General features: G+C 34.0%; 17 protein-coding genes. 6 read left to right on the top strand and 11 right to left on the bottom strand.

The features are described 5' to 3' along the window. Positions 1-58: 58 nt before the first annotated feature. A complete protein-coding gene (gene trxB, locus K7G93_RS03275) occupies positions 59-1015 on the bottom strand; it encodes a thioredoxin-disulfide reductase (protein WP_191134785.1) in 957 nt (318 codons plus the stop codon). Positions 1016-1105: 90 nt separating this feature from the next. After that, positions 1106-1963 (bottom strand): co-chaperone YbbN, encoded by an 858-nt coding sequence (locus K7G93_RS03280; protein WP_228400472.1) that lies wholly within the window; start codon positions 1961-1963, stop codon positions 1106-1108. Between the two features lie 158 nt (positions 1964-2121). On the opposite strand from K7G93_RS03280, the gene K7G93_RS03285 reads away from it, so the two are divergent. Continuing rightward, a complete protein-coding gene (locus K7G93_RS03285; protein WP_228400473.1) occupies positions 2122-3738 on the top strand; it encodes a sulfatase-like hydrolase/transferase in 1617 nt (538 codons plus the stop codon). Beyond that, on the top strand, positions 3738-5891 hold the full coding sequence (locus K7G93_RS03290; RefSeq protein ID WP_228400474.1) for a fused MFS/spermidine synthase: 2154 nt from the start codon (positions 3738-3740) through the stop codon (positions 5889-5891). The genes K7G93_RS03285 and K7G93_RS03290 overlap by 1 nt, the downstream gene beginning before the upstream one ends. A gap of 55 nt (positions 5892-5946) precedes the next feature. On the opposite strand, the gene can is transcribed toward K7G93_RS03290, so the two are convergent. Then, positions 5947-6633: a carbonate dehydratase gene (gene can / locus K7G93_RS03295; RefSeq protein ID WP_115322702.1), complete on the bottom strand. Its 687-nt coding sequence runs from the start codon at positions 6631-6633 to the stop codon at positions 5947-5949. Positions 6634-6808: 175 nt separating this feature from the next. On the opposite strand from can, the gene K7G93_RS03300 reads away from it, so the two are divergent. Continuing rightward, the gene (locus tag K7G93_RS03300; RefSeq protein ID WP_228400475.1) at positions 6809-9040 is read left to right on the top strand and encodes a TonB-dependent hemoglobin/transferrin/lactoferrin family receptor; all 2232 of its coding nucleotides are present in this window, start codon (positions 6809-6811) and stop codon (positions 9038-9040) included. A 42-nt stretch (positions 9041-9082) separates the two neighbouring features. Here the strand turns inward: K7G93_RS03300 and trpA are convergent, their stop codons facing one another. From trpA to K7G93_RS03325, 5 genes are all read right to left on the bottom strand, one after another. Then, positions 9083-9892: a tryptophan synthase subunit alpha gene (gene trpA / locus K7G93_RS03305; protein WP_228400476.1), complete on the bottom strand. Its 810-nt coding sequence runs from the start codon at positions 9890-9892 to the stop codon at positions 9083-9085. Then, a complete protein-coding gene (trpB, locus tag K7G93_RS03310) occupies positions 9879-11087 on the bottom strand; it encodes a tryptophan synthase subunit beta (protein WP_228400477.1) in 1209 nt (402 codons plus the stop codon). Before trpB ends, trpA begins: the two co-directional genes overlap by 14 nt. Before the next feature lie 152 nt (positions 11088-11239). Then, positions 11240-11995 (bottom strand): SDR family oxidoreductase, encoded by a 756-nt coding sequence (locus tag K7G93_RS03315; protein ID WP_226690792.1) that lies wholly within the window; start codon positions 11993-11995, stop codon positions 11240-11242. Positions 11996-12200: 205 nt separating this feature from the next. After that, on the bottom strand, positions 12201-12296 hold the full coding sequence (locus tag K7G93_RS03320; protein WP_224743428.1) for a hypothetical protein: 96 nt from the start codon (positions 12294-12296) through the stop codon (positions 12201-12203). Positions 12297-12439: 143 nt separating this feature from the next. After that, a complete protein-coding gene (locus tag K7G93_RS03325; RefSeq protein ID WP_049214454.1) occupies positions 12440-13030 on the bottom strand; it encodes an FMN-dependent NADH-azoreductase in 591 nt (196 codons plus the stop codon). Positions 13031-13223: 193 nt separating this feature from the next. Between K7G93_RS03325 and sohB the strand changes: the two genes are divergently transcribed. Together sohB and K7G93_RS03335 are read left to right on the top strand one after the other, a co-directional pair. Continuing rightward, positions 13224-14282, top strand: coding sequence for a protease SohB (sohB, locus tag K7G93_RS03330; protein ID WP_226690791.1), 1059 nt, complete (start codon positions 13224-13226; stop codon positions 14280-14282). A gap of 268 nt (positions 14283-14550) precedes the next feature. Then, complete coding sequence (locus K7G93_RS03335; protein ID WP_115322695.1) at positions 14551-15369, top strand: OmpA family protein; 819 nt, start codon at positions 14551-14553, stop codon at positions 15367-15369. A 130-nt stretch (positions 15370-15499) separates the two neighbouring features. On the opposite strand, the gene tnpA is transcribed toward K7G93_RS03335, so the two are convergent. After that, positions 15500-15964: an IS200/IS605 family transposase gene (gene tnpA, locus K7G93_RS03340; protein WP_228400326.1), complete on the bottom strand. Its 465-nt coding sequence runs from the start codon at positions 15962-15964 to the stop codon at positions 15500-15502. Positions 15965-16150: 186 nt separating this feature from the next. Then, positions 16151-17017 (bottom strand): fructosamine kinase family protein, encoded by an 867-nt coding sequence (locus K7G93_RS03345; protein WP_049214451.1) that lies wholly within the window; start codon positions 17015-17017, stop codon positions 16151-16153. A 272-nt stretch (positions 17018-17289) separates the two neighbouring features. Between K7G93_RS03345 and K7G93_RS03350 the strand changes: the two genes are divergently transcribed. Beyond that, on the top strand, positions 17290-18399 hold the full coding sequence (locus K7G93_RS03350) for a hypothetical protein (RefSeq protein ID WP_228400478.1): 1110 nt from the start codon (positions 17290-17292) through the stop codon (positions 18397-18399). A 162-nt stretch (positions 18400-18561) separates the two neighbouring features. Here K7G93_RS03350 and K7G93_RS03355 read toward each other — a convergent pair whose 3' ends face one another. Next, entirely contained in the window at positions 18562-20157 is a 1596-nt protein-coding gene (locus tag K7G93_RS03355; protein ID WP_049214449.1) for an ABC transporter substrate-binding protein, read from the bottom strand. Positions 20158-20186: the final 29 nt, after the last annotated feature.

The raw sequence follows: 20186 nt of genomic DNA on the forward strand, positions 1-20186 counted from the left end.
AAAATATATTGTTGATGTGGTTATGATACTTATATGGTTAACACCGTAAAATAACGGTTTAAGCGTCTAATGCATCCAAATATCGCTCCGCATCTAGTGCAGCCATACAACCCGTTCCCGCAGATGTAATTGCTTGACGATAATTATGATCCATCACATCACCAGCAGCGAATATGCCTTCCACAGAAGTAGCGGTTGCATTACCTTCTAACCCAGATTTTACCACAATATAGCCATTATTCAGTTCAAGCTGCCCTGCAAAAATTTCTGTGTTTGGTGCATGACCGATAGCAATAAATAGGCCATCTAACATTAAATCTTCTGTTTCGTTAGATAATGTATTTTTTAGGCGTACACCAGTCACGCCCATGTTATCACCTAAGACTTCATCTAAAGTGCGGTGGGTATGGAGAATAATTTTACCTTCTTCCACTTTTTTCATTAAACGATCAACAAGGATTTTTTCACTACGGAAAGTATCACGACGATGAATTAAATGGACTTCAGATGCGATATTCGCTAAATAGAGCGCTTCTTCCACAGCAGTATTTCCACCTCCAATAACTGCAACAGGTTTGTTACGATAGAAAAAACCATCGCAAGTGGCACAAGCCGAAACACCTCGCCCTTTATACGCTTCTTCTGATGGTAGTCCAAGATAGCGAGCAGAAGCACCAGTTGCAATGATTAATGCATCACAGCTAAAAGTCTGTACATCACCATATAGTTTAAATGGACGAGAGGAAAAATCGACCTTATTAATATGATCAAAAACAATTTCAGTTTCAAACTTTTCAGCATGCTGTAGCATACGTTGCATAAGCTCTGGACCTGTAGTATCACCAAAATCACCAGGCCAGTTTTCAATTTCAGTTGTTGTTGTTAATTGGCCACCTTGTTGCAACCCTGTCACTAAAACAGGTTTCAAGTTTGCACGAGCTGCATAAATAGCTGCGGTATACCCAGCTGGGCCAGAGCCTAAAATAAGTAACTTACTATGTTTAATTGAATCCATTGTATTTCTCTCTTTCATATTTAAAATGTTGTACTTTAATTATAGATACTTCTTTATATTCAAGCTATCAATTCATTCTCATTTGTCTTATTAATATAATAAGGAATAGAGTAAACGGCGGTATTTAGCTGTAATTGGATCGTTTTGTCCAATTGCAGATAAAATGGATAGAAATTGTTGTTTTACTTCGCCATTTGCCGCATTCAAATCATTTTTTAATAGTGTAAAGAGCAAAGATAGGGCCTCTTCATCACGATTAGCTTGATGAAGCTGTACTGCTAATTTTAAGGCAAGCACAGGAGATGGATTTTGTGCAAAATCTTTCTGTAGCTGTTGGATTTCGGGGGTATCTGCCGCTTGAATTAATAGGTCAATTTGTGCTTGTAATCCTTGCCAGCGATTATCTCGATCTTGTAATGGAATTTGATTTAAAATATCTTGCGCAGGTTCAACTTTTTTCATCGCTATATATGTTTCCGCGTATAATAAGGCGATATCACTGTTTCGCTTATCAGAAATTTCCCATGCTTCTTTTAATAAAGGTAGAGCTTCTTGGTAATTTTCTGTTTCCAGTAATGATAATGCCTTCATAAATTTAATTTCTTCCTCTTTAGGAAGAATAATTGCTAGGCGTTGTTGTAATGTTTGTTCATCTAGGCTGCCTTGAAAAGCATCTAATGCTTGCCCCGCTTTGAATAAATAAGTTGTCGGCAACGCTTGAATACGAAATTGTGCGGCAATCATTTGCTCTTTTTCACAATTAACTTTTGCTAATACGAATTGACCTTGATATTGCTCTGCATAGCGTTGTAAAAGTGCGGTAAATTCTAATGAAGTTTGATGGCTAGGAGCATAGAAAACAATCACTAAGGGTGATTGTTCCGAAAGCTGTAATGTTTCATTTAAATTTTGTTCTGTTATTTCAATTAGATACTGAGCGTTTCTCATCCAATCTTCCTAAATCATATGTACGTAAAATAGACTTATTCTAACAAAGATATGGCTGGTAGAGTAGCATACCTTTAAAAATTTCGGTTTCTATATTATCAGTTAAAATCGTTTATTGTATAATAAACGCCATTTTTTAGTTTTTCACGTTTATGAAGATGTTTAAGAACTTTATTAATTATTTAAAAAGAAGATTATTTTATCTTTGGCTACTGCTATTTTCTTTTGCCTCAACTCTTATTTCGCCAGAACAAAGCATACATTATGCAGTATTAGGTGTTTTTATCTTTTATTATTTGTTGTATGCATATAATGAGAAATTATTTTCTTTTATCGTATTCTTTATCACTATTACACTCTCGTTATATTATCCTATATCTCAATATTATGGTTCTTTGAATTCTGGAATTGTTGCAGCATTTTTGGAAACAAATATAGATGAATCTCTAGAGTTTATGCAGAAAATAAGCTTTTCTCAGCTATTATTTCCTCTTTTTTATATTTTAGCTGCAATTATTTTAATTAGATTAAAAAAATATAATCAACGTTCTCCATTTGATAGTAAAAAAAGAGTCATGTATATCATCTTGTTTGGTGTATTTTGTTTTTCACTCTTATATATACCTACTAAATTTTATTTAGAGCGTTCTTCAGAAGAAGATGAAGAGACGAGATGGACACTATCTAATAGCCCAATTAATATTATTTCTTTTTATGTGAATATTTATGAAAGTATCCGAGATTATTATAGCGAGAAAGCTGAGCTAGAAAAGGCAGCTTATGTGACGCCCCCTTGGCAAGTATTATCGGCTTCTCCAGAATATCAGAATTATGTTTTAATTATTGGGGAAAGTGCTCGTCGCGATTATTTATCGACTTATGGCTTTGAATTACCAACAAGTCCTTTTTTAGATAAAACAAAAGGCTATATTAATAGTGGTTATATTTCTGCTGCACCAGCTACATATCATTCATTATTAAAATCACTGTATTTTAAGAAAGATAAAAAAATAGATTATAGCTATAACATTATTACGTTAGCAAAAGCAGCTGGTATTGAAACAAATTGGTTATCTAATCAAGGTAGTATTGGTAAATATGATACTATTGCAAGCCGAATTGGAGCGGGTGCGGATTTCTTCTATTTCACTAAGAAAGGTGGGTTTAATACTGGAGATGAAGATGATTTTAAATTGCTTGAAAAGCTTAGAGAACGTTTAGATATAAATAATAATACATCAAAAACAAGGTTATTTGTTTTGCACTTAATGGGGTCACATCAGGATTTTTGTCAACGTATTACTGAAGAAGAGAAAAAATTAGAGTTTATAAACAAAAAGATGTCATGTTATGTTAATAGCATCTTAAAAACTGATAAATTAATTAGTGACACAGTTGACTTATTAAAGAGTAGAAATGAAAGTTATTCATTAATTTACTTTTCCGATCATGGTCTCAATCATATTGAAAAAGATAATAAAGAAAAATTCAATTTAGATTACGATTCTAAGTTTAAGTCAAATTATGAAGTACCTTTTTTCAAAGTTTCAAGTAATGACTTAGTGAGAAAAGTTGTTAATACAAAGCGAAGTGCGTTTAATTTTATGTATGGATTTAGCCAATGGTTAAATATTACGACACAAGAATTAAATAAGCATTATGATTTCTTTTCTGAACAGGACGATGAAGATATTAAAGTTTTTAATTTTGAAAAAAATATTAGCTTTAATGAGCTAGAAGAAGATTCTATTCATAAAATCAAGGATGTAAAATAATGAAAAATGGAAATTTAAATATCATTAAGATAATCTTTTTTCTTTCAGGATTTGCTGCCTTAATTTATCAAATTGCTTGGCAGCGTTTATTATTTACTGCGTTTGGTGTCGATCTAGAGTCGATTACAATCATCATTGCCGTATTTATGGCTGGTTTAGGTATTGGCGCATATTGCGGAGGACGAATTGCAGATAAATATCCACAGAAAATTGTTCTTATTTTTGCACTAGCTGAATTAGGTATAGGGGCATTTGGTTTTGCGAGTCCAACATTAATTGAGTTAGTTAAAAATATATTTTTATATTCAAATATTTCGACAATTGCATTAGCTAATTTCTTATTGCTATTGTTTCCAACATTTTTAATGGGTAGTACACTGCCTTTATTAACTCAGCATTTAAATCGTTATGTCGATAATATCGGGAATAATATTGGCTGGTTATATTTTGTGAATACTTTAGGTGCGTCTAGCGCTTGTATTATGACTGGTTTTTTTCTATTTAGTTATTTTGATTTAGAGCAAGTGATTTATATTGCAGGGGCAATTAATAGCTTCATTGCATTTGTTATATTTCTGCTTTATCGTAATACTGGTAATGACATTGCTTTAGAGGAAGAAAATTATCAAATGACTAAACAAGCAGAGGTAATCAATTCCACTCATCATATTATTCAAAAAGCCGTTATCTTATCTTTTGTAGGTGGTTTTTTAGGCTTAAGTTTAGAAGTGATTTGGATAAGATTGTTTTCATTTTATTCAGTGTCAATACCTCAAGCTTTTTCAATTATTCTTGCATTATTTTTATTAGGGATTGCTTTTGGATCTTATATTGGCAAAAAAGTCTGCCAAATGGGTCAAGCAAGTATTGATTATATTGGTAAAGTGTTTGTTGTTGCCGCATTTTTTGATTTGTTCATTCTTACATTAATTAGTTATTTTACAAATATTGTAGTATTTATTTTAGGTGTTTTTATCATTGCATTATTGCGTGGTATTGTTTTTCCTATTGTGCATCACTTAGGATCTGAAAATAAAAAAACGGGTGCAGCTATTTCTAATGTGTATTTTGCGAATGTATTAGGTTGTACTTTAGCACCAATTTTTATTGGTTTTTATTTACTTGATCTATTAAATACTCAGCAAACATATTTTTTCATCATTCTGTGTACTTTTGTGATTGCATATTTTTGTCTAGCTCACAACACATTGAAAAGAGTTTCTTTGAGTGTTGCACTGTTTTCTGCTTTATGTATTTTTTTACCAGACAACATCATTCGAGTGTTATCTGAAAAGGATAATTTATTAACTGAAAAAATTATTGAAAATAAGCACGGATTGATACAAGTTTATGCTAATAAAGATAATGAACATATTGTTTATGGAAGTAATGTTTATGATGGTATGTTAAATATTGATATTGACCATAATACTAATGGTATTCATCGTGCTTATTTATTATCTGCAATTGCCCCAGAAGCAAAAAAAGTATTAGTTGTTGGTTTAAGTACAGGCTCTTGGGTCAGTGTTTTAGCTTCAATGCCTCATTTAGAATCAATCACGGTTGTAGAGCTAAATCCTGCTTATCCATTATTAGCTAATTCTTATCCAGAAATGGCAAAAATTTTGAAAGATAGAAGAATAAATATTGTGACGGATGATGGGCGTAGATGGTTAACTAAAAATAAAGATGAAAAATTTGATTTTATCTTAATGAATACAACATTCCATTGGCGAAGTTATGCAACTAATTTATTAAGTCAAGATTTTTTAGAATTAACAAAACAGCATTTAAGTAATAATGGCTTTGTGTATTTTAATACAACAGGCTCCTTAGATGCGTTATTTACAACACAACAAGTTTATCCTTATACCTATAAATACGCTAATATGGCATTAGGTTCTCTGAAACCTTTTGCAAATTTAACGGAAGAGCAGGTTTCGGATGCATTAACAAAACTAACTTGGCAAGATGGGAAAAAAGTCTTTACTTCTGCAGAGAGGGTTGAACTGGGAACAAAAATTATTTTGAATGATCACATAATACCTTATAAAGATATTGACTTTTCTTCAATAAAAAGACCATTAGAAGTGATTACAGATAGAAATATGATTACTGAATATAAGTACGGTATTTTATCTTTAACACATTAATTTATCAGGTTATTTAATTAAAAACAGCATCTTAAAAATAGATGCTGTTTTTTTATCATTCTTCCTCATATTCTTTTTTTATAATTTCATCTTCATTAAGTTTTAACAAACGTGCAATAGCATTGCGATAAGAGATTTCTAAAGTTTCTCGACTAGTTGCCATAACACCTTGATCGATTAAAAAACCGTCATTTACATCATAAACCCAGCCATGCAGAGACAATTTTTTGCCATTTTTCCAAGCAGATTTGATAATTGAAGAACGACCTAAATTATAAACTTGTTCTGCGACATTAATACGTGTCAACATATCCGCACGATTTTCTGGCGATAAGTTACCGAGTAGATGGCTATGTTTATACCAAATATCGCGAAGATGAAGTAACCAATTATTAATTAAGCCCAAATCTTGGTCTGCTATTGCGGCTTTTATCCCACCACAATTAGTGTGCCCACAAATAATAATATGCTCAATATTTAATACATCCACTGCATATTGCACTACAGAAAGGCAATTGAGATCAGTATGAATAACTTGATTTGCCACATTACGATGAACAAATAGTTCCCCAGGCCCTAAATTGGTTAATTTTTCTGCAGGAACACGACTATCAGAGCAGCCAATCCAGAGATAACTAGGCGTTTGATGATCGGCTAATTCTTTAAAATAAGAGGAGTTTTCCTCTTTCATACGTAAAGCCCAACTATAGTTATTAGCAAAAAGTTGTTCAATTTTTTTCATTCATTTTTCCTATACAGCAGAAACAGAGCGTTAGTATATCTTACAAATTGAAATGAGGTAAATGTTGAAAAGAAACAAATAACTAATAAAAATATTGATTTTTATTCTAATCTATTTAAAATTTTAACCCTTGATTAAAATAAAAACAATTATCATTAATAATTAAGGATGGAAAATGAGAAAGCAATTCAAAAAAGGACATTTAACCTTATTCTTATTATCAATAAGTTACATCAATGCCAATGCCGCTTTTGCAAAAACCGAATCTTCTACAGAACAACTATTACCTATCATCGTTTCTTCTGATGAAGAAAATAAAACAGCAGGTCGCTCAGTATTGAAGCAGAAAAATATTGATCAACAACAATCAGATAATGCAGCTGATTTAATTAATATTTTACCTGGTGTTAATATGGCAGGTGGATTTCGTCCAGGTGGACAAACATTAAACATTAATGGAATGGGCGATGCTGAAGATGTACGAGTTCAATTAGATGGTGCGACGAAGAGCTTTGAGAAATATCAACAAGGCTCAGTGTTTATTGAGCCAGAATTATTAAATAAAGTGACTGTAGATAAAGGAAATTATTCCCCACGATATGGTAATGGTGGGTTTGCTGGCACAGTGAAATTTGAAACTAAAAATGCGTCTGATTTTTTAAGTGATAATCAAAAAATTGGTGGTTTATTTAAATATGGAAATAATAGTAATAATAATCAGAAAACTTATAGTGGCGGATTATTTTTACAAAATGAACAACGTAATCTTGATTTATTACTATTTGGTTCAGTACGCAATGCGGGTAACTACACAAGACCAGACGGAAGTAAAATTCTCTTTTCGCGTAATAACCAAAAAAGTGCTTTAGTAAAAGCAAATTGGGCTATTTCTCCTGAACATTTATTGACCTTTTCTGGAGCTTATGGTTCTCATTCTGGTTGGGAACCTTGGGCTGCTAAAAGAGATATTTCTTCAAAACCAACGGTTGAAGAAATAAGAAAATATGGATTAGATATTGCTTGGAAAAGAAAACTTGTTTATCGAGATCAAAAAGATGAAAGTTACACTTTACAGTACCGTTATTTCCCTGAAAGTAGTCAATGGATTAATTTAGCGGCTCAATTAAGTTATAGTAAAACAACACAAAATGATTCTCGTCATGAAAAAGCAGCTTCTTCTTTTTTAGGTACGTTAGGGAATAAGAGTTGGATTACTTACTCAGATATGAGCATAGATGTCAATAATACAAGTACGTTTACTACACATAATGTTGATCACGAATTTTTACTTGGTTTGCAATGGATAAAAAGTAAAAGAGATACATTAATATATCATAAAGCAGGTGCTAAAAATCCTAAATATAACTATGGCTATTTCCAACCTTCTTATATGCCATCTGGTCGCCAATATACTCAAGCATTGTATTTACAAGATCAAATGAAATGGCAAGATATCTTATTTACAGCAGGATTGCGTTACGATCATATTAATAATATCGGTAAAGCAAATATTGCTCCTGTTTATAACGATAAGTCTGTTGGACATGACTATAGTCAGAGAAACTATAGTGGCTGGTCTTATTATTTAGGGCTAAATTATGATGTGACAACGTATTTGAATTTATTTGCTAATTATAGCCGTACTTGGCGTGCGCCTGTGGTTGATGAACAATATGAAACTCAATATTCTTTAGCCTCAGTAACAGCCACATCTCTAAATTTAGATAAAGAAACGATAAACCAAACTAGAATAGGAGGCGTTTTTAGTTTTGACGATACTATTTTAAAAGATGATTCATTACAATTCCGAGCAACATATTTTTATAATCGGGGTAAAAATGAGATCTTTAAAACACGAGGTGTAAATTGTGTAGAAAATGCTTTAGATGTTGATAATAATGTTTGTTCTGGAATTATTAGTAATTACCGTAACTTACCTGGTTATGTTATTCAGGGTGCAGAGCTAGAAGCCTACTATCAATCAAAATATCTCTTTGGTAGTGCGACTTATTCTTATGTAAAAGGACGACGTGATACTTCGCCTAGAAATCCATGGGGTAAAACAAAAACATGGATCGCTGAAATACCAGCAAGAAAAGCGACAGTCACTTTAGGTTTCAATATACCTCATTATTATTTGACTGCAGGATGGAGAGCTGAATTTGTTAGAAGACAAGATAGATCGCCAATTGCAGGTGATCCTAAAGCAGTATACTGGTCGCTACCTTCTTCAAAAGGTTATAGTTTACATGGTGTATTTGCCTCTTGGAGTCCTTCAAGATTAAAAGGTCTCAATTTTAAAGTCACTGTTGATAATTTATTTAACCGTTCTTATCATCCATATCTAGGTGAACTCGCATCTGGTTTAGGACGAAATGTTAAATTTAGTGTTACACAACAATTTTAATAAAAAAGCCCGATCATGATTGATTGGGCTTTTTTATATAGTTTAAAGTGCGGTGGCTTTTTTCATTTTTTTAACAAATTCAGCTAATGCGATAAGACCTTGTTCTGGCTGTGTTAAATACTGTTCAATAATTTTAACAATAGCAGAGTCAGATATCACGCCAGTAATGCCTGATTGAATCGTTTCTCGAACTTGTTCTGGTTGAGAAATATCAACCCCTTGTAAAATAGGTGGTGCATGGTTGGCTTTTAAACGTTCAACAAGGTTATCTAAACTTTTCGCTTTGTCTTGATTGTTCGCACTAGTTACATCTGCTCGAGAAATTAGATATGTATAGCCTTGACTATATTTAGCCACTTGTTGGATAGTTTTCTCATCAGCATTAGGCGGACAAATAAAAACTTGCTGAATACTATATTTCTCTGCCGAAGGCGTAAACTCTCGATAAGCGAATAAAGGTACATCGACAATGAGTACTGCATCTACACCAGCTTCTGCACAACGTTGATAAAAGCATTCAATCCCTTGTGCATAGACGAGATTTGCACATAGCAATAAGCCAATAGGAATGTCTGGAAATTTAGACCGCACTTTAGCTAATAAGGCAAAACTTTCTTTACTGCTACAACCCGCTTCAAGAGCGCGTTTATTTGCTGCTTGAATGATAGGAGCATCTAATAACGGATCAGAAAAAGGAAAACATACTTTTAATGCATCTGCACCGCTTTCAATTAAAGTACAAATGATATCAAAAGAGCGATCGAAGTTTGGATCACAAAGTGTGACAAAAGGAATAAAAGCACCCTCATTTTTCATGCTTAACTGATGAAATAACTGATTAAAACGGCTCATGAGAAAACTCCTTTTCAGCTAAAATTTTGTCTACAGTAAAAATATCTTTATCACCACGACCAGATAAATTTACTACTAATAACTGTTCTTTTTCAGGGGATTGCCGGATTAGTTTTAATGCATAAGCAAGAGCATGTGAACTTTCTAATGCAGGAATAATTCCTTCATGACGTGCAAGGGCTTGAAAGGCTTCAAGTGCTTCATCATCAGTAATTGACTCATATTCGGCACGACCTGTTGAATAAAGATGTGCATGTTGCGGTCCAACAGAAGGGAAATCTAAACCTGCAGAAATAGAATAAGACTCTTCAATCTGTCCATCTGGGGTTTGCATGAGAGGGGCTTTCATACCGAAGTAAATACCTGTTCGACCATGGCGCAGTGGTGCACCATGTTGACCTGTTGAAATTCCTTTCCCTGCGGGTTCAATACCAATTAATTTTACTTGTTTTTCTTCAATGAAATCAGTAAAAATGCCGATTGCATTAGAACCACCGCCTACAGCAGCAATCACCGCATCAGGTAGGCGCCCTTCTTTTGCTAATAACTGACGTTTTGTTTCTTCACCAATAATTTTTTGAAATTCGCGCACAATTGTTGGAAAAGGGTGGGGACCCGCTGCTGTTCCTAATAAATAATGGGTATTTTGATAATTTTCAGCCCAGTCACGCATTGCCTCACAACAAGCATCTTTTAACGAAGCCACTCCTTTAGTTACAGGTATCACTTTTGCTCCCATTAAACGCATACGGAAGACATTAGGGGATTGGCGTTCTACATCTTTTGCTCCCATGTAAATTTGGCAAGGTATATTTAACATCGCACAGGCAAGGGCGGTTGCTACACCATGTTGACCAGCACCTGTTTCTGCAATAATGCGTGTTTTCCCCATACGTTTTGCTAATAGAATTTGTCCTAAAACTTGATTAGTTTTATGTGCGCCGCCATGTAATAGATCTTCCCGTTTTAAATATAATTTCGTTTTAGTGCCTTGAGTGAGGTTACGGCATAGAGTTAATGCAGTAGGACGTCCCGCATAATTGTGTAATAAATCGAATAGCTCTTGTTGAAATTCTGAATCTTGTTGTGCCTCGATAAAAGCTTTTTCAAGTTCTTTTAATACTGGTACTAGAAGTTCAGGGACATACATCCCGCCAAATTCCCCAAAATAAGGATTAAGTAATGTGTCTGACATAAATAACATTCCTATATTTATAATAATTAACAAGAACTATTAAACTAGTACATAAATAAAAAGGCAAGTGTTTTTTGAAAAGAAGATTTATTCAGCTTATTTTTACAAACACAAACTAAATAAATCTTCTATGAGGTGTAATAAGGTAGGGATTATTGTTTTCTGGCTACTTGTAGCGCCGCACTGCTTTGGGCAACAGGCATGACTTCAATACGGTTAATATTAACATGAGCTGGTTGTTGATTCGCCCAAAGAACAATATTTGCGATATCTTCAGCACGAATAAATTCGACATTCTCATATAATTTTTCTACACGTTGTTCATCACCTTTAAAACGAACATGTGAAAATTCTGTACCACCACACAGTCCAGGTTCAATGTTAGTAACACGAATAGCAGTTCCAATTAAGTCTGCGCGTAAATTTAAACTAAATTGTTTTACAAAGGCTTTTGTTGCTCCATACACATTGCCACCAGGGTAAGGATAAGTTCCAGCGATTGATCCCATATTGATAATATGGCCTGTGTTACGTTCCACCATTTTAGGGAGAATTAAACGTGTCATCGTGACTAACCCTTTCACATTAGTGTTAATCATCTGTTCCCAATCCGCTAAATCAACTTGATCCGCGCGTTCTAGCCCTAATGCTAATCCTGCATTGTTTACTAGTAAATCAATATGTTGCCATGCTTGAGGTAAGCTTTGTAGTGCCTGTTCTGTTGCTTGTAGATCAGATACATCAAAAGCAAGTGGGTAAAAATCTTCACCTAATTCACGATGAAGTTCAGTCAGACGATCGGCACGTCGAGCGGTACCAATTACTTTATAACCATGTTCAACTAATGTACGACAAATAGCCGAACCAAATCCTGCACTGGCACCTGTTACTAATGCGATTTTTTGCATTGTTCCTCCTATAATTTCATTTACTAAAATACGTTAGAACATCATAGCAATTTTTTTTACATCTTTCATGCCTACTTGATATAAGCGACAATATTCAATCTATCTTTCTTTAACCTCAGCTGCTTGTATTTTAACATACAAGTGACTTCATCTCAGTCTATATCATGTACAATAACCGTATGTTGATGTGGTAAGTAAGCTACTGTTATGCATAGGCTTTAATTAATTCAAGCGAATACGCGCCTAAAAGTGATCTTTTCGGTTTTGTAGGATTCATTAGTGGACCTAAATTACTAAAAATCGTACAAAGTTAAACTAAATAAGGTCGATAAGATAAAGCTTGGTGTAATGAGCAATAATATAAATAGCCGAATAAATACGTTATAGTGGAGGAGATTAGGATGGGGTAAAAGAAAAGGCAGCTTTTAATACTGCCTTTAAAAATTAGAATGTACTTGCGATTTGATCAAGTTCTGCTTTTGCTTGAGTTTGTGCTTTAGTAACTGCTTCTTCGCCTAGACCAAAACCTTCTGCGTAAACAAATTGAACATCTGTGATACCAACAAAACCTAACATAATTTTCATATAAGAGGCAACGATATCTGTTGCTTGACCTTTGTGCATACCACCTGTTGTAGTGATAACAATTGCTTTTTTACCTTTTACAAGACCTTCTGGGCCATTTGAGCTGTATTGGAAAGTTACACCTGGACGAGCGATGAAATCAAAGTAGCTTTTTAGCTGTGCAGGAATATTGAAGTTATACATTGGTGCGTTGAATACAATCACATCAGCATTTTTTAATTCAGCAACTAATTCATCAGAAAGTGCTAAAAGTGCTTTGTCTTCATCTGTATTTGGCTGACCTCTTAATGCGTTAACTGCAACACCATCAAAGTAAGGTAATGTTTTTGCTGCGATATCGCGCTCAATGACATTAACATCGTTTAATTTTGAAACAAAATAATCTGAAAGTTGGTTACTTTGAGAGTAGCCAGCTAAAATACTTGATTTTAACACTAATACATTTTTCATATGATAAATATCCTTTTTGCTGTAATGGAATATAAAGGAATGTCATTATATGCTTTATTATTTCGAAATAAATAGTATTTTTAGAAAAAAATTATCAATAAAAAGTAAATAATGATGATATAAATTGCACTTTATTGTGAACTCGCTATTATAAATTCTCTTATTTTACTTATTTACATTAAGAGGGAATCTTATGTGGTCTGAAATTGCCGCAGGTTATGCCGTATTTATATTGGAAATTTTAACAATTTTATTAGTTATTGCTGGTATTGGATTTATGATTTTTGTTTTAAAACAGCACAAAGCGAAAGCACAAGGGGAATTACTCATTACGGATCTATCACAGGATTACAATGATAATACAAAGAAATTACGTGATTTTCATTTAAGCGAAGATGCACTTAAACAAGTCGAAAAAGCACAGAAAAAGGCAGATAAAGAAAAAGCAAAAATAGAAAAAGCAAAACGTAAAAAAGAAAAAGAGATCGATATAGAACGTAAACCTCATTTATATGTTTTAACGTTTACTGGTGATATTATGGCGTCAGAAACGAAAGCATTACGTGAGGAAATTAGTGCAATTATTGGTGCAGCTAAGCCAGAAGATGAAGTATTGTTACGCTTAGAAAGTCCTGGTGGTGTTGTCCACGGTTATGGTTTAGCCTCATCACAATTAGCTCGCTTAAAACAACACGGAATTAAACTTACTGTCGCGGTCGATAAAGTCGCTGCAAGTGGTGGTTATATGATGGCTTGTGTTGCCGATAAAATTGTTGCTGCTCCTTTTGCCATTATAGGTTCTGTTGGTGTCGTTGCACAAATCCCGAATATCCATCGTTTTTTGAAAAAGCATGATGTGGATGTAGATGTGATGACAGCTGGAGAATATAAGCGCACTATAACAATGTTAGGTGAAAATACTGAAAAAGGTAAACAAAAATTTCAACAAGAACTCGAAGAAACCCATCAACTTTTTAAACAATTTGTTTTAACAAATAGACCAAACTTAGATATTAATAAAGTAGCCACAGGAGAACATTGGTTTGGTGAACAGGCTCTCGCACTGAATTTAATTGATCATATTGCAACAAGTGATGAATTAATCTTAGAGGCGATGAAAGATAAAACAGTATTATCTGTAAAATATTCAATTAAAAAATCACTCATGCAAAAATTTGGTAAGCAAGCAGAAGAAAGTGTAGAAAATGTTTTATTGCGCTGGTTAAAACGAAATGATAGTACATTACTTTAATCGCACTTCACATTGCATTACTTTAGCTTAACCAGCTTTACATTACTTGACTAAATGTTGTGAAATATTAGAGATTTATTAGTTTACTTTGTGAATAATACGACTTACTATATTGAGTCGAATTTTGAACAATTTCAATATCTCTAGTTATTCCGTGAAAAGCTAAAGGTAAAAAAGAGAAGTTTTATTAAGAGTCACTCCCTAAACTTATTTGCTGTGATTATGAGAATGACGATTTCCAACAATGAAAGGAACTAAGGTAACACATATGAAATTATCACGTTTTTTATTAACCGCTGTTGCTGCAACAACATTAGTTGCGTGTGGTAACTTAAGTAAGATAACTGATGAAGGCACATCAGATAATTTGGTTTGGCCAAAAATTGATGAGTCAGTATTCAATCACGATGGTAGCCAATTTGGTTCTTGGCCAAACTGGGATAATGTTCGTATGATTGAACGTGGTATGAATAAAGATGAACTTTATAACTTAATTGGTCGTCCACACTTTGCTGAAGGACTTTATGGCGTTCGTGAATGGGACTATGTGTTTAATTATCGTGAAAATGGTGTACACAAAGTTTGCCAATACAAAATCCTATTTGATAAAAACATGAATGCACAAAGCTTCTTCTGGTATCCAAATGGTTGTAATGGTAATTCAGCGTTTAGTTTAAGTGGCGATTTCTTATTTGATTTTAATAAAGATGCATTAACTGAAAAAGGTAAAGAAGTCGTTGATAGTGTAGCTGCACAATTAAAATCATCTTCAGCAAAAGAAGTGAAAGTTGCTGGTTATACAGACCGTTTAGGTTCAGAGTCATATAACTTAAAACTTTCTCAACGCCGTGCAGATCGTGTTAAAGCACGCTTAATTGAGCAAGGTGTTGATGCGAACATCCATGCTGTAGGTTATGGTAAAGCACAGCAAGTAAAAGCTTGTGACGGTGTACAAGGTGCTGAATTAAGAGATTGTTTACGCCCTAACCGTCGTGTAGAAATTACCGCTTCAGGTACAACATTAAAACAAAATACACAAGGTATGGAAGCAGGTACAACAGGTCCAGCTCCACTTTATAGAAAATAAACTAAGTGTTTTTTGAATAACAATCCGCCCGTAAAACGGGCGGTTTTTAGGCCACCCTATAAGGGCCTAGTACTTCACATGCCCCTCAAGGGGCATGTGAAGTCTGACAACCGTTCAATAACTCTGTTGCCTACCCCTTAAAGGGGTCCATATATTCTTTCTTCGATAAATTATCCTGAATCATATCTTCCTTTTCCTGATTTCGGATATATTCCTCTACAATTTTTGTATTTAAACCTACTGCACTTACATAATAGCCTTTCGCCCAAAAATTTCGATTCCCATACTTATATTTTAAATTTGCATGTCTTTCAAATATCATTAGCGATGACTTACCTTTTAAATACCCCATAAAACTTGAAACGGCCAGTTTTGGAGGTATCCTTAACAGCATATGGATATGATCTTTCATTGCATATGCCTCTATTATCTCTACATTCTTGTAGTGACATAATTGTCTTAGTATCCCTCCTATATCAACTCGCAATTTTCCATAAATTGCTTTTCTCCTATACTTAGGGATAAAGACTATGTGGTACTTACAGTTCCATCTTGTGTGTGATAGACTTGAATCGTCATTGGATTTACTTGCCATGACTTATCCTCCTATATGTTGAATTTTGGTTGTCAGCCTTGTTCATTATAGGAGGATGTTTTGTTCTGCTCACCGCTTAAGCTTTTCTGTTCCATACGCAAAGCGTATGGTTTTTATAGCTAGACTTTGTCTAGCTATAAATAAAAGGCTCTTCATACGAAGAGCCTTTTGCTTATGAGTATCAAGTTAATTTGCTAATAAATCATGAATAAATTTTTTAGTGAGTTCAACATAATGTCGGTGAAAGCGATGACTAAAATTCAGCAAATAATAGAGTTGATAAATTGCTTTACGCTCTTTATATCCTTCTTCAATGGGATAAGTGCGGTCATAATTTTCATAAAATTGTATCGGGAAAGGCTCAAATAGCTCACTGAAAGCCAAATCACATTCTCTGTCTCCCCAATAACAAGCAGGATCGTAAGTCACGATTTGATCATTTACACTGGCACAATTTTCAATCCATAAATTACCGTGTAAGAGTGAAGGAACTGGTTTATGCTTAGTGAGTAATTCAGCCACTTTATTAACTATTACATCAATATTACCAAAATCTAATTGCTTTTCTCTGCATAATTGTAATTGCCAACCAATACGTTGTTCACTAAAAAATTTGGCCCAATTATCTTTCCATTCATTTGGTTGATATTCTGGTCCAAGCCAAGTGTCAAAATCTAAACCATAATTTTCTGAACCTTTAATCAGATGCAATTTAGCAAGTTGTTCACCAAATCTAGCCATCGCTTGGGCAGAATTATTTTTATTTAAATTTAAGGCTTCTAATAGTAAAAAACTGTGTGTATGTGAACAGCCTACAGTATAAACATTAGGCACTTTTATGGTATCTGTTTTAGCAAGGAGGGTGAGCTGATCAGCTTCAGCACGGAACATAGACCGAAATGTTTTATCATTCACTTTGACAAAAACAGGTTGGATGCCATCATCAATAATCCAAGCCTCATGCATTTCACCCGTGTGAATTTTTTCTTTATGTTTAATTGAATAGTAGGCACCGAATTGATCAGCCAATACTTGAGAAACATGTTTCCACATAGCACCCTCCGATATTGAAAATATTTCATTGATAGTGTAAAAGATTAATGAAAAATTACTGTGATAGATATCAAAGTTCTTTACTTTTAATGCTAGTTTTAATCTATTTTATCGTAGAAAAGTGTTTTTTCTTTTAAAAACGAAAAGATGTTTTGTTATTGTCAATTGATAACAGAATGAATGTAAATTCATTAAAAGAGATGGAATAAATCAGTGCTTGAGTGACATTTTTGTTGTATATATACACTTAATTTTATGCTTTAGGAGAGATTATGCGTCTTTTAAGAAAATTGAACTATGTATTGTATTTATCATTTTGTATGTCTATATCCGCTCAGGCAAAAATGGAAGATAAGCAACATTTATTAGCACGATTACAATCATCCTTTGAATATATGACGCAAATTTCGAATAGTGATTCGCTTAACCCAATCGAAATTCAACCCGTCAGGCCAATAAAAAAGTTTGATCCTAAAGATGAACATAATTTCATTGTGCTTCCTGCTAAAAAACAAATAGATAGCGAGGAAATAAATCAATTTTTCATGCAAAAGCAAAGTCATATCGATTATAAATATCCTTATTATTTTTTTAATATCCATAAAGAAAGCTACAAATTAGCTAAGTTACTCGGTTTGGAGCCTGATTACTTTTATCGGAATACTCAATTACACCCTATTTTTACACCAACTGAGATGGTGTTAATGGATGGCTCTCGTGAAACAAATATTGACTATTTATCACCCTCAAAAATTTTTACAGATAAGAATATTGAGGGAGAATTAGAACAACATCATTTGTCAGAAATAGAGCAATCTGTTTATGCGACAAAAGATAGCTTTTATGACCAAGTTGTGATTGAGAGTGATCAAACATTAAAACAAGTTTCTTTCCAAATTGATTTACCTTTACAGCACTATCAGTCTTATAAGATTACTCAAGTGCCTGATAAAATTGAGACGCAATTTGATAGTATTCACCTCACTCAAATTACGGGGAATGCCGTGACATATAGGTTGCCTAAAAATAGGGTAAGTTCTGTTATTATGCATGCTTTTTATCAAGATGGGCGTGCATTATTGGGTATAGGTTCAAGTATACATCCTTTACTAACTGATGATGAAAAGTCATATCACCGCCAATTAGCCAATCTTTTTAAAGAGGTTCATCGTTTAGTAGACATGGATAAAATCAAAACAGAAAAAGAGATCAGAGATTTTTTTCAAGCTCGCCAGCCTTTCCCTCCAGAAGTTGACGAAGACAAACGCTATTTTCAAATAACACGTTATTATACTGGTGATGTATCTCAAATTGTTTTCCAACTGCCAGAACAGATAGAAAGACAGCAATTTAATATCGTATTATCAGTGCCACAAAAATAGCGACCTATTATTACAATTTACTCATCAAAAGAGCTACTCTACAATATACAGAAATGATTCTGTAAATGATGGAAGACTAAAAACAAGGGTTAAGCTAAATAGATGTTAAAAACAAACCGCACTTTACCTAGTAAAGTGCGGTCATTTCTACAAAATTTTTGGCTAGTCTGCTAATTTAGTACCATAAAAATAACTATAACCAAATGGGCTTTGTTTATAATCTTTTACCCTTGGGCTCAAAGCTGTGTTTGTGATGGAATGAGCGATAGTAATCCAAGGTGCTTGTTCTTTAGCAATCACTTGTGCTTGTTTGTAAAGGGCGGCGCGTTCATCTTGATTTGATAAGCTAATTGCTTGGTTTAATAATGCATCAAATTCAGGATGACGCCAACGAGCATAATTACTATTTCCAATATTTTCACTGCCTAACAGCGGTGATAAGAAATTATCAGGATCACCATTATCTCCAGACCAACCGTAAGTACCAGCTGTTAATTCTCCAGCTTTAGTTCGTTTGATATAATCGCCCCACTCATAGCTGACTAATTTTGCTTTTACTCCTGCTTTTGCCCAGTCATTTTGAATTACTTCAGCCATACGACGAGGATTAGGGTTAGAAGCACGTACCACAGGCTGAACCCAGATTTCTGTTTCAAACCCATTTGGATAGCCCGCTTCAGCTAATAATTGTTTCGCTTTTTCAATGTTAAAAGGGTAGTCTTGTATTTCATCATTGTAGCTCCAAATTGTTGGTGGCAGAATATTTTTCGCGATAACCCCCGCACCTTGGTATACCACATCAATAATGGCTTGTTTATCAGTTGCGTAGTTTAACGCCTGACGTACTTTAACATTATCAAAAGGCGCCTTTTCAGTATTAAATGCGATATAAGCAATATTTAGCCCTTCTTTCGACATTAATTGTACTTTTGGATCCGCTTTCATTTTGGCTAAATCTGCAATATTTGGGAAATCAATCATATCGCAAGCCCCTGACTGTAATTTAGCGTAACGAGTTCCCGCATCAGGCACGATATCAAAAATTAAGCGATCAATATCAGCTTTCGGTTTCCAATAATCAGGGTTAGCCAAAAAACGAATTTTTTGTTCCAATTGATATCCTGCAAAGATAAAAGGACCTGTTCCAATTGGTGTTGTATCAACTTTTTCTGGCGTACCTGCTTTCAGCATTTTATCAGCATATTCTGCTGAATAAATAGAAATAAAATCCATACCTAAACTCGCTAAGAAAGTAGCATCAGGTTTATTTAAAGTGATTTTTACTGTGTGATCATCCACTTTCTCTACTGCTTTGAGTAGCTTTGGAAACTTCATGGCATTAAAGTAAGGGTAAGTTCCTTTAGATACAGCATGATAAGGATGAGATTTATCTAATTGGCGTTGGAAAGAAAAAAGGACATCGTCAGCATTAAATTCACGTGTCGGTTTATATTCCTTTGTACTATGGAATTTCACGCCTTTACGTAAATTAAAGGTATAGGTTAAACCATCATCACTAATTTGCCAGCTTTCTGCAAGGGCAGGTTCAATATCTGTGGTACCACGCTTAAATTCAATTAAACGGTTATAAACTTGTTGTGAGCTTGCATTATATGAAATTCCCTCCATTACTAATGCGGGACTGAAACTACTCGGTGCGCGACTCACACAATTAATGAATGTTTTGTTGGCGGCTTGTACAGTACTGATAGCAAATAAACCAGCCGCAATTAAAGAAAGTTTTGTCGTGAGTTTCATGGCGTCTCCTCGTCGTGAAAATAACGTTT

The sequence above is a fragment of the Pasteurella canis genome (assembly GCF_020810675.1).
GTDB classification, from domain to species: domain Bacteria; phylum Pseudomonadota; class Gammaproteobacteria; order Enterobacterales; family Pasteurellaceae; genus Pasteurella; species Pasteurella canis.

Coding starts and splice junctions, on each gene's coding strand:
- trxB (WP_191134785.1), bottom strand. CDS start 1,015: ATGGATTCAATTAAACATAGTAAGTTACTTATTTTAGGCTCTGGCCCA.
- K7G93_RS03280 (WP_228400472.1), bottom strand. CDS start 1,963: ATGAGAAACGCTCAGTATCTAATTGAAATAACAGAACAAAATTTAAAT.
- K7G93_RS03285 (WP_228400473.1), top strand. CDS start 2,122: ATGTTTAAGAACTTTATTAATTATTTAAAAAGAAGATTATTTTATCTT.
- K7G93_RS03290 (WP_228400474.1), top strand. CDS start 3,738: ATGAAAAATGGAAATTTAAATATCATTAAGATAATCTTTTTTCTTTCA.
- can (WP_115322702.1), bottom strand. CDS start 6,633: ATGAAAAAAATTGAACAACTTTTTGCTAATAACTATAGTTGGGCTTTA.
- K7G93_RS03300 (WP_228400475.1), top strand. CDS start 6,809: ATGAGAAAGCAATTCAAAAAAGGACATTTAACCTTATTCTTATTATCA.
- trpA (WP_228400476.1), bottom strand. CDS start 9,892: ATGAGCCGTTTTAATCAGTTATTTCATCAGTTAAGCATGAAAAATGAG.
- trpB (WP_228400477.1), bottom strand. CDS start 11,087: ATGTCAGACACATTACTTAATCCTTATTTTGGGGAATTTGGCGGGATG.
- K7G93_RS03315 (WP_226690792.1), bottom strand. CDS start 11,995: ATGCAAAAAATCGCATTAGTAACAGGTGCCAGTGCAGGATTTGGTTCG.
- K7G93_RS03325 (WP_049214454.1), bottom strand. CDS start 13,030: ATGAAAAATGTATTAGTGTTAAAATCAAGTATTTTAGCTGGCTACTCT.
- sohB (WP_226690791.1), top strand. CDS start 13,224: ATGTGGTCTGAAATTGCCGCAGGTTATGCCGTATTTATATTGGAAATT.
- K7G93_RS03335 (WP_115322695.1), top strand. CDS start 14,551: ATGAAATTATCACGTTTTTTATTAACCGCTGTTGCTGCAACAACATTA.
- tnpA (WP_228400326.1), bottom strand. CDS start 15,964: ATGGCAAGTAAATCCAATGACGATTCAAGTCTATCACACACAAGATGG.
- K7G93_RS03345 (WP_049214451.1), bottom strand. CDS start 17,017: ATGTGGAAACATGTTTCTCAAGTATTGGCTGATCAATTCGGTGCCTAC.
- K7G93_RS03350 (WP_228400478.1), top strand. CDS start 17,290: ATGCGTCTTTTAAGAAAATTGAACTATGTATTGTATTTATCATTTTGT.
- K7G93_RS03355 (WP_049214449.1), bottom strand. CDS start 20,157: ATGAAACTCACGACAAAACTTTCTTTAATTGCGGCTGGTTTATTTGCT.